At 41.2% G+C, this 8,603-nt stretch carries 14 protein-coding genes and 2 pseudogenes; 2 read left to right on the top strand and 14 right to left on the bottom strand.

The window, feature by feature from the left end:
- Nucleotides 1-160: 160 nt before the first annotated feature.
- The 14 genes and pseudogenes from AB1414_10920 to AB1414_10855 form a co-directional block, all read right to left on the bottom strand.
- Nucleotides 161-382, bottom strand: a complete 222-nt coding sequence (locus AB1414_10920) for a zinc ribbon domain-containing protein (GenBank protein ID MEW6607941.1) — start codon at nt 380-382, stop codon at nt 161-163.
- 16 nt (nt 383-398) lie between these two features.
- Nucleotides 399-1,112 carry an MBL fold metallo-hydrolase gene (locus AB1414_10915; GenBank protein ID MEW6607940.1) on the bottom strand — a complete coding sequence of 238 codons (714 nt, stop codon included), beginning with the start codon at nt 1,110-1,112 and terminating at the stop codon, nt 399-401.
- A gap of 163 nt (nt 1,113-1,275) precedes the next feature.
- A complete protein-coding gene (locus AB1414_10910) occupies nt 1,276-2,139 on the bottom strand; it encodes an ARMT1-like domain-containing protein (protein MEW6607939.1) in 864 nt (287 codons plus the stop codon).
- A gap of 4 nt (nt 2,140-2,143) precedes the next feature.
- Nucleotides 2,144-2,782: a class I SAM-dependent methyltransferase gene (locus AB1414_10905; GenBank protein ID MEW6607938.1), complete on the bottom strand. Its 639-nt coding sequence runs from the start codon at nt 2,780-2,782 to the stop codon at nt 2,144-2,146.
- Complete coding sequence (locus AB1414_10900) at nt 2,779-3,069, bottom strand: hypothetical protein (protein MEW6607937.1); 291 nt, start codon at nt 3,067-3,069, stop codon at nt 2,779-2,781. Before AB1414_10900 ends, AB1414_10905 begins: the two co-directional genes overlap by 4 nt.
- Nucleotides 3,070-3,389: 320 nt before the next feature.
- Nucleotides 3,390-3,683: a NifB/NifX family molybdenum-iron cluster-binding protein gene (locus AB1414_10895; GenBank protein ID MEW6607936.1), complete on the bottom strand. Its 294-nt coding sequence runs from the start codon at nt 3,681-3,683 to the stop codon at nt 3,390-3,392.
- A 135-nt stretch (nt 3,684-3,818) separates the two neighbouring features.
- A pseudogene (locus AB1414_10890) lies at nt 3,819-4,211 on the bottom strand (P-loop NTPase).
- Between the two features lie 241 nt (nt 4,212-4,452).
- Nucleotides 4,453-4,698, bottom strand: a pseudogene (locus tag AB1414_10885) (P-loop NTPase).
- Between the two features lie 175 nt (nt 4,699-4,873).
- Entirely contained in the window at nt 4,874-5,236 is a 363-nt protein-coding gene (locus tag AB1414_10880) for a NifB/NifX family molybdenum-iron cluster-binding protein (GenBank protein ID MEW6607935.1), read from the bottom strand.
- The gene (locus tag AB1414_10875; protein MEW6607934.1) at nt 5,237-5,407 is read right to left on the bottom strand and encodes a hypothetical protein; all 171 of its coding nucleotides are present in this window, start codon (nt 5,405-5,407) and stop codon (nt 5,237-5,239) included. It abuts the gene before it with no gap.
- Nucleotides 5,408-5,582: 175 nt separating this feature from the next.
- Nucleotides 5,583-5,933 carry a DUF5320 family protein gene (locus tag AB1414_10870; protein ID MEW6607933.1) on the bottom strand — a complete coding sequence of 117 codons (351 nt, stop codon included), beginning with the start codon at nt 5,931-5,933 and terminating at the stop codon, nt 5,583-5,585.
- Nucleotides 5,934-6,049: 116 nt separating this feature from the next.
- A complete protein-coding gene (locus AB1414_10865) occupies nt 6,050-6,181 on the bottom strand; it encodes a hypothetical protein (protein ID MEW6607932.1) in 132 nt (43 codons plus the stop codon).
- A 113-nt stretch (nt 6,182-6,294) separates the two neighbouring features.
- Nucleotides 6,295-6,696: a DUF5320 domain-containing protein gene (locus AB1414_10860; GenBank protein ID MEW6607931.1), complete on the bottom strand. Its 402-nt coding sequence runs from the start codon at nt 6,694-6,696 to the stop codon at nt 6,295-6,297.
- An 86-nt stretch (nt 6,697-6,782) separates the two neighbouring features.
- Nucleotides 6,783-7,235 (bottom strand): transcriptional repressor, encoded by a 453-nt coding sequence (locus AB1414_10855; protein ID MEW6607930.1) that lies wholly within the window; start codon nt 7,233-7,235, stop codon nt 6,783-6,785.
- Between the two features lie 199 nt (nt 7,236-7,434).
- Here AB1414_10855 and AB1414_10850 point away from each other — a divergent pair, with 199 nt between their 5' ends.
- Entirely contained in the window at nt 7,435-7,833 is a 399-nt protein-coding gene (locus tag AB1414_10850) for a MerR family transcriptional regulator (protein ID MEW6607929.1), read from the top strand.
- Nucleotides 7,834-7,891: 58 nt separating this feature from the next.
- Nucleotides 7,892-8,326, top strand: coding sequence for a MerR family transcriptional regulator (locus tag AB1414_10845; GenBank protein ID MEW6607928.1), 435 nt, complete (start codon nt 7,892-7,894; stop codon nt 8,324-8,326).
- The last annotated feature ends 277 nt before the right edge of the window (nt 8,327-8,603 follow it).

The following is an 8,603-nucleotide window of genomic DNA, read 5'->3' as shown; positions in this document are numbered from 1 at the left end:
AACATTTGGCCAGCAGGTCATAAATATTTCTATGTCTGCCTCAATAATCTTTTATGTCATCTAATTTATTTCTATACCTTCTCTGTTTCTCTGCGTCTCTGCGGTAAATTACCACCTGAACGGTTACCTTAATTTTTTCTGCGACTCTCCAAGTCCTATTTTAAGCCCCACAGCATCTTTTGGGAGCCCTACAGGAATTGGTTAAACCACAACAACTGCCTGAAGTCTCTGTCTGGTTACTTCCACCCATCACTGCCGCAGGGGAAAAAAGTCTGGTTAACTCTTTACTTCCACAACTGTTGCATACAGGGGTTTCGTTTATCCCTTGCAGAAGCTCAAACTTCTCACCACACTTCTGGCATCTATATTCATATATAGGCATAGCCCATCACCTCCTATCAAACCTCTATAGTCATTCCTGTTTTTACAGGTATAAAGTCATTCTGATACTCTTTTTTAAATAACGCCTCTGTTTCTTTACCACTGCAATGAGTAGGAGCGGCTACAGTTACTTTTAACTCACGAAATTTATCTATGATTAATGCAATAGTCTGCATATTTTTCCCCATTAGATGGAATCCACCCATAACTAAATAAATATCTTCTGATAAATTTTCCTTCACCTTCTCCAGAATTGTAATTATTCCCGGATGCGCACAGCCAGTAAGGATAATCAATCCTTTTGGTGATTTAATTACTAATGCCTCCTCAGCCATATACTTGTCATTGTATACCCCGGCAATCTCACCGGTGGTGTAAATATCTTCGGCTATCTGAGTAAAACGGCTGGCTTCAATCAGCTCTGCTTCAGCGGACACCACTTTCTCCTTGAATTCCAAACTAAAGTTGGGACAGGCATAAACTTTAATCTGAGGATTCTGCTTTAGCAGAGCCCACAATCCACCGGTATGGTCCCAATGGTCATGTGAGATAACCACTGTTTTTAAATTTGTGGCTGAGGAGACACCCATCTGCTCCATGTTATGAAGTAATATATCTCCAGTTTCTCCAGTATCAAATAAAAGCTCATCTCCAACTAAAAAAGCTACACCCCAGCCAATAGAAAAGTTTTTGTTTATTGCATAGCTATCCGCCAATACCTTAATCTTCATAGAACTATGTTTTCTTTATTGGTGGTAACTGGTAACTGGTAACTGGTAACTGGTAATTGGTAACTGGTAACTGGTAATTGGTGATTGGTAATTATTTAACCAGTTACCATTTATCCAGTTACCATTTATCCAGTTACCATTTAACCAGTTACCATTTAACCAGTTACCATTTATCCGGTCCCTTTAGGACAATATCCCCAACCATACCACCGACATCCTTAGCCACTACCGGGCATTTTACCTTAAATAAAAAGTAGATTGGTCTATCTTCGCCTGTTAATGCCTCAAAATTTCCCTGGCCTTTGCTGATAATCAAATCTGCCTGCTCATAAAGGTGGAGAAATTCTTCAGAGCAAGAATCTAAAAGCACTCCAGGGGCATCACAGCCAGATGAAATCACCTCTGCTGACTTATCCAATCCACAGTACTTAGCATCCTCAATAGTAGCATCATTTATAATAGGTTTATCTCTCAGGGCACAGACAACCCTGGTCTTAAGCTCCTCAATCAATACCCTATCAAAGAGAATCTCTCCAGTATTATCGGTCAGATACAGGATTGTTCTGGCATTATCCAGGGACTCCTTAAATCTTTTGTACTCGAATAATGCCCTTGTCTGGGCAGGGAACTCACCGTTTAGCACTCTTTCTATTTGAAAATCAACATCCAGCAAGTTTTTAACCCCATAGTCTATTACATTGCCAGAGATAGCCAGCTCTATTGCCATAAGCAGCCTGTCCTCTGCCTGGTTTATCAATTCCTTTAGTTTTGGATAAAGCCCCATAGCCAGTTTATTTGCCTTTTCCTTAACCTCCTTGAATGGGTCAGGGTTACCTGATACCTCCTCAACCAGCCGATAGAAAGCCCTGCCCATCACTGGTGGAGAGCTATTTATATCGAATTCAGATATTAATTTACATAATTTATCCAATATCTCTTTCTGTTTTGCTTCATTACAGCCGGCAATCCTGGCTGCCTCAATGGCCTGTTTAAAAAAGCAGGGAATACAATCTAAATATGTCCTCATCCTGTTAGACTCCTTTTACACCGATTAAGACCCACTGAAATTCATCCGCATAATCCTTTATCTCATACCCCAGCCCAGATAAATATGAAAGAACCTTTTCCCGTCCAACACCTAAATCCTGATGCTCCCGAGATTCTTCCTTATGAACAGCTCTTATTAGTTCCATCCCCTTCTCATTAAAATCAGCGATGATAATTTTGCCCTTTTCTTTTAACACCCTATCCATTTCAAAAAGCACCCTATCAACATTAGCAAGGTGATGAAATAGTGCCACAGCCATTACATTATCGAAGCTATGGCTGTCGAAAATAAGTGAGGCGGCATCCATTATAAAAAGTCTAACCTTTGTTAGAAGTCTTTCATAAGCAAGATTCAGGGCAGTAATTCTGAGCATTTCCTCATCACTATCCACAGCAGTTACCTCATATCCTGCTTTTGCCAGAGTTAGAGTTGTATAACCGATACCAGTGCCGAGCTCAAGGATTCTGCCTTTTAGGGGAGCGGCTTTTTCGAGGATAAATCCACGGCTTTTGTTATGATCAAGCCCATTTTGTCTGTAAATCTCAACCCTTTCGATAAAACGAGTATGATTATCCTGTATCTCTTTATTGGTAAAATTTGGGATGTATTCTTTCAATCTCATGCCAAAACACCTAACAATTCTTCAACGGCTCTTTGGAAAGCATCTCTTGAGGTGCAAAGAGATGGGGTAAAGCAACGCTCCATCTGTAGAATATCCTGCACCTTCACCTTTAAATGAATCAACGCTGTAATAGCATTGATTCTCTCCTTGACATCTTCAGGACCAACAATCTGGGCCTCAAGCAAATATTCTCCGAAGGTAATCTCAACCCCCCTGTTTTTGTCCACCAGCTTTTTAGCCAGATTAGTTCCAGCCACACCACCGCCAATAATCACAACTTTCTTCATTTGTAACCGTTCACCGCAGAGACACAGAGACGCAGAGAAGAAAATTAAAAACTATTTACCAGACGCAGGATTCCATTACGGATTTTCATCAGTGTAAACTTTTGAGGACAAACATATCATGATTGATTAACAAATTTGGTTTTGATGTCCTATGTATTTCATAATTACCCCAATAATCTTTTCTGTTATCTGATTTATTCCCATATCTTCTCTGTTCCTCTGCGTCTCTGCGGTAAATTACAACCTGAACGGTTACCTTCATTTGCCTGCTCCTCTTTTAATCCACAGATTGCACAGATTTTCACAGATTCTGTTTACTCTTAATGGTCGCACACATTTTCACCAGTTTCAAGTGTGCCATTAAGATAGGCATTAACAATTTCTTCTGGTGTATGTCCTGGAGCACCAACGACCACATGCACACCTTGTTGCTCAAACAGGCTTACTGCCCGCTGTCCCATCCCTCCGGCAATAACAATAGTTGCCCCCTGCTCATGCACCCATTTAGGGATAACACCCGGGGCATGTGGTGGTGGGGTAAGCATTTGTGTCTGTTTAATCTGGCCATCCTCTACATCAAAGAAGGCAAATTCCTCTGAGTGCCCAAAGTGCATACAAAGTTGTCCCTGTGCTATCGGCATAGCAATTCTCATCTTACCATCCTCCTTGTTTTTGGTAATTGGTAACTGGTGATTGGTAACTTTACCTTTTCCGTCCATCTCCATGATAGGAACAGTTGCTCTGGCAAATGCCTTTGCTGTTTCAGAATGGGAATAGTGATAGACATAAGGTTTACCATCATCGCAAGAATGAACAATATCCGAATCGATCGGTATCCGTCCCAGGAACGGTACCCCAAAGGCCTTAGCCAACTTCTCTCCACCGCCCGACTTAAACACATCCACCTGCTTACCACATTCCGGGCAGACAAACCCGCTCATATTCTCTAACACACCCAGAACAGGCAGATTGAGCATATGGCAGAAATTAACCGACTTTTTTACATCTACCAGAGCTACCTTTTGAGGGGTGGTGACAATGATTGCCCCGTCCGCATCTTCAATCAACTGGCAGACAGACAATGGCTCATCCCCTGTCCCTGGTGGTGAATCGATTATCAGATAATCAAGCTCTTCCCATTCAACATCCGTAACCGTTCACCGCAGAGACGCAGAGACGCAGAGAAAAAATTAAAAACTATTTACCAGACGCAGAATTCCATCACGGATTTTCATCAGTGCAAGCTTTTGAGAACCGACATATCATGATTGATTAACAAATTTGGTTTTGATGTCCTGTGTATTTCCATAATTGCCTCAATAATCTTTTCTGTTATCTGATTTATTTCCATGTCTTCTCTGTGCCTCTGCGTCTCTGCGGTGAATAGTTACCATCCAGCAAGCCGACCTTTTTGCCTGCTAAACTAAGAAAAACAGCTAAGTTAACCGCAACCGTGCTTTTACCTACCCCACCCTTACCAGATAACACCATTATTTTATGTTTTATCTGGCACATTCGGTGAGCAAGATGCTGCCGCTCCTGAAACTCTTCCATACTCTCGTCAGCCCTTTTTCCTTGAGCCGAACAATTATCTGTTGAACAACTCGAACAAGTCTTCTCTTCTGACATTTTATTTCCTCCTTTTTGGTAACTGGTTAAATGGTAATGGTTAAATGGTAACTGGTTAAATAGTTACCAATCACCAGTTACCAATCACCAGTTACCAATCACCAGTTACCAATCACCAGTTACCAATTACCAGTTACCAATTACCAGTTACCAATTACCAATTACCAGACTAAATTTATGCCCAATGTCCTTCAACATTGGGATTCTGAACATATTGACACTCATCCTTCTTGAATTTCTCAAGCATTTCGGATACCTTTCCCTCTGCTCCGATAACAATTTTGATACCTGCTGCTTGCAAGGTCATAAATGCCTTTGGTCCGCAATTGCCGGTAATGACTACTTGGGCTCCGGTACTGGCAACATTCTGTGCTGCCTGGATGCCTGCGCCCTGCATGGCTTGAAGATTCTGCTGGTTATCGACCACCTCAAAGATGTCTGTTTCGGTATCACAGACAACAAAGAATCTTGCCCGTCCAAATCGCGGGTCAACCATAGAATCCATTGAACCTTCTTGTGCAGTTATAGCTACCTTCATCTATTCTTCCCTCCTTTTTTGGTAACTGGTTAAATGGTAACTGGTTAAATGGTAACTGGTTAAATGGTAATTGGTTAAATGGTAACTGGTTAAATGGTAACTGGTTAAATGGTAATTGGTTAAATGGTAACTGGTTAAATGGTAACTGGTTAAATAGTTACCAATTACCAATCACCAGTTACCAATCACCAGTTACCAATCACCAGTTACCAATCACCAGTTACCAATCACCAGTTACCAATCACCAGTTACCAATCACCAGTTACCAATCACCAATTACCAATTACCAATTACCAATTACCAGTTACCAGTTACCAGTTACCAATCACCAGTTACCAGTTACCAATTATTTAAGTTCTGCTAGCCGTTGCTCAATAGCATCCATCTGCTGTTTAAGCTCTGCTAATTGGCTCTCAAGCTGTTTTCTTTCTTGCCATGGTGTTGTGGCAGGGACTGGTTGATTATTTAATTGGGAGGCTTTTGGTGTTGATGGTTTCTTTATCTGGCGAAACTGGTTGATAATATACGGTGCAGCACCCAGTGCAGTAACAATAAGTCCCAACCAACCACCACCTCTTCCACCAAAAGCTCCTCCCCCTCTACCTGCTCCCATTCCTCCACCAAAGCTACAGCCACCTCTACCCATACCAGTTCCTGGCCCCATACCTGCTGGTCCTGTTCCATTTCCTCTCGGCATCTTAATCACCTCCATTTGGTTTGGTAACTGGTGATTGGTAATTGGTTAAATAGTTACCAGTTACCAATTACCCAAAGGCAAACGGCCGGCTCGTCTGCCTTTGGTAACCGTTCAGGCTATATATCAAAAGTGTCCGAAAGGGGATAAGGAGATAAGATAATAGAAATAGATTGAAATTTATAGAATTCGAAGAATGTTGCGAAGCAAAAATAGGTAGAAATTGATTGTGGGAAACAACAAATTTCCATAAATTTCTATTAGTTTCTACTAATTTCAATTTTTTTAATAATATCTCCCTATCTCCTTAATCTCCACATCTCCTTTTGTTACACCCTCTGAACGCTTACTGCCTTTGAATCTCCTACTTTTCCGCCTTCTTAGTTGCTTTCTCCAAAGCACTGATGCGGCTTTCCACATCCTGCAAACTCTGCTTTAGGGCATTGGCTTCATCATGGAGCATTCTTCTCTCCTGGTCTGGAGTCAATTCAGGACCATAAGGATAGCCTACTGATGGAGGATAGGGATATGCTGGTTGGGGATAGCCAAATCTTGCCCAACCTGGCAGTCCGGTAGCGTAATACCAATGTCTAAAGCCTCTACCACGGCCCATACTAAAACCTCTGCCGCGGCCAAAACCCATGCCAAATCCCCACCCTGGAATTGAATTAGCATAGCCTGGCATCTGGTATCCAGCACAGTAGCCTGCTGCTCGACCCGTCATTGGTCCCATTCCCATCGGACCCGTTCCATCTCCTCTTGGCATCTTTAATCACCTCCTTTTGGTTTGGTAATTGGTTAAATGGTAACTGGTTAAATAGTTACCAATTACCAATCACCAGTTACCAGTTACTATTTACCAGATTTACAATTATTACATCTTCCTAAAAACTGAACCTGGTGAGCAATGATTTCAAAATTATGCTTCTGGGACAATGCTTCTTCCACCTGATTAAAGAGTCTTACCTCTTCCTCAATAAAGTCACTATAGTCGATTATCCTGCCACAGTTAGTACAGACCAGATGGTGATGATGTTTTTTGGTGCTCTCTGTCAGTTCATATCGGCTTCTTCCATCACCAAAATCAAATTTAAATACCATACCCATCTGAGCTAACAAATCCAGGGTTCGATAGACCGTAGTCAAGCCGACGGCTGGATACACCTTATGAATCTCAATATATATATCCTCTGCACTCAAATGTTCAGAGGTATTAGTCAACACATCTATGACTGCCTGCCTGGGTATGGTCATTCGACACCCGCAATCTCTAAATTTTCCATGCCACCACGGAGGACCTGGCATAACATTTCACCTCTTATTGACAATGATTTTCATTTCCATTATTAATATAACATATATTTTCGAGTTTGTCAAGGATTTTTTTCAACATACTCGAAAAAATTGGTTGACAAAAGTTTAATCTTATGTTATAATGCTTCATCAATTAACCTCCGCAAGGTTTGAAGCATTCTATAAAGAAAGGTTTTTTGGGGTGAGCTGATTGAAGGAATTAACTGCCTTTTATAATATTTCCACCGCGGCGGAGAAGTTAGGCATAAGTGTCCGTATGCTTAGAGAATATGAAAAAGATGGATTGATTAAACCTTATCGAAATCCGTCTAATGGCTATAGAGTGTTCTCTAACGATGATATTCAATGGATTCGGTGTGTTCGGGATTTGATTCATCAGCAGGGATTAAATATTAAAGGTATTCAGCGGTTATTAATGGTTATGCCCTGTTGGGAGATTAAAAATTGCCCTGAGGAAACCCGCCGGAAATGTACGGCAGTGGTTGATAGAACAGTGCCGTGTTGGACATTAGCCAACGGCAGTTGTGCTAATGCTAATAAATGTCGAACCTGTAAGGTCTATCTTGAAGCTCAAAAGAATATAAAGTAATTTTTTTTGTGTAAGGTCGGCAATTATTATTGTTAAGGTTTGTTAAGGATAATATCAGATGGTAGAATTAAGTAAACAAGAATCTTATTCTGTGACTAATGCGGCTAAAAGATTAGGTATAAGCATCAGTACCCTTCGAGAATATGAGAAAAGAGGATTAATCAGGCTATTTCATGATCCGGTAAATGGCCGCAGTCGATTCTTTAATGAAGACCTGAAATGGATTCGCCATATTCGTAACCTGATTCACCAGGAGAAATTGAATATCGTCAGTATTCAACGGCTATTAGCAATCATTGCCTGTTGGAAGTCTAAAAATTGCCCTGAAGCTAAAAGGGAAAAATGTCAAGCTTCCAGTGACAGGACTCTGCCCTGCTGGGTGATGACTTGTAGTAAAGAAATCAATAAATGTCGGGATTGTAAGGTTTACCTTCAAGCTTGTGAAAGAGGGAAGAAAAATTTTTTGCTTAAGGTCGGCAATTATTATTGTTAATGTTTGAGTTAAGCCCTGCGGGCAGTTTGTTCGTAGTGACCCGTGCCAGAGGTGTGAGGCTCACTGCCAGTGCTACCTCCTTTAGCAGGTGGGCTGGCCACAAACAACCGCATAATTGCGGTTACTACGAACAGACTTTCAAATTCCTAATACTTGATGTTCAAGTTTTTTAAAGGTATAAAGATTTAACCGCAAAGAGCGCAAAGGAAGATTTCGCAAAGGACGCAAAGGAAGGAAAATAAGGTGGTGAACAACCTATTGCTTTGTTAAGTTTGCT

It is taken from the genome of bacterium (assembly GCA_040755795.1).
Taxonomy (GTDB): domain Bacteria; phylum UBA9089; class CG2-30-40-21; order CG2-30-40-21; family SBAY01; genus JBFLXS01.
The sequence above is the reverse complement of the archived record's forward strand: the minus strand, read 5'-3'. Positions and strand labels throughout refer to the sequence as shown.

Excerpts from the sequence above, each read along its gene's own strand:
- AB1414_10910 (MEW6607939.1), bottom strand. The coding sequence starts at position 2,139 with ATGAGGACATATTTAGATTGTATTCCCTGCTTTTTTAAACAGGCCATT.
- AB1414_10865 (MEW6607932.1), bottom strand. The coding sequence starts at position 6,181 with ATGGAAATTTGTTGTTTCCCACAATCAATTTCTACCTATTTTTGCTTC.
- AB1414_10905 (MEW6607938.1), bottom strand. The coding sequence starts at position 2,782 with ATGAGATTGAAAGAATACATCCCAAATTTTACCAATAAAGAGATACAG.
- AB1414_10920 (MEW6607941.1), bottom strand. The coding sequence starts at position 382 with ATGCCTATATATGAATATAGATGCCAGAAGTGTGGTGAGAAGTTTGAG.
- AB1414_10895 (MEW6607936.1), bottom strand. The coding sequence starts at position 3,683 with ATGCACTTTGGGCACTCAGAGGAATTTGCCTTCTTTGATGTAGAGGAT.
- AB1414_10900 (MEW6607937.1), bottom strand. The coding sequence starts at position 3,069 with ATGAAGAAAGTTGTGATTATTGGCGGTGGTGTGGCTGGAACTAATCTG.
- AB1414_10855 (MEW6607930.1), bottom strand. The coding sequence starts at position 7,235 with ATGCCAGGTCCTCCGTGGTGGCATGGAAAATTTAGAGATTGCGGGTGT.
- AB1414_10880 (MEW6607935.1), bottom strand. The coding sequence starts at position 5,236 with ATGAAGGTAGCTATAACTGCACAAGAAGGTTCAATGGATTCTATGGTT.
- AB1414_10870 (MEW6607933.1), bottom strand. The coding sequence starts at position 5,933 with ATGCCGAGAGGAAATGGAACAGGACCAGCAGGTATGGGGCCAGGAACT.
- AB1414_10860 (MEW6607931.1), bottom strand. The coding sequence starts at position 6,696 with ATGCCAAGAGGAGATGGAACGGGTCCGATGGGAATGGGACCAATGACG.
- AB1414_10915 (MEW6607940.1), bottom strand. The coding sequence starts at position 1,112 with ATGAAGATTAAGGTATTGGCGGATAGCTATGCAATAAACAAAAACTTT.
- AB1414_10845 (MEW6607928.1), top strand. The coding sequence starts at position 7,892 with ATGGTAGAATTAAGTAAACAAGAATCTTATTCTGTGACTAATGCGGCT.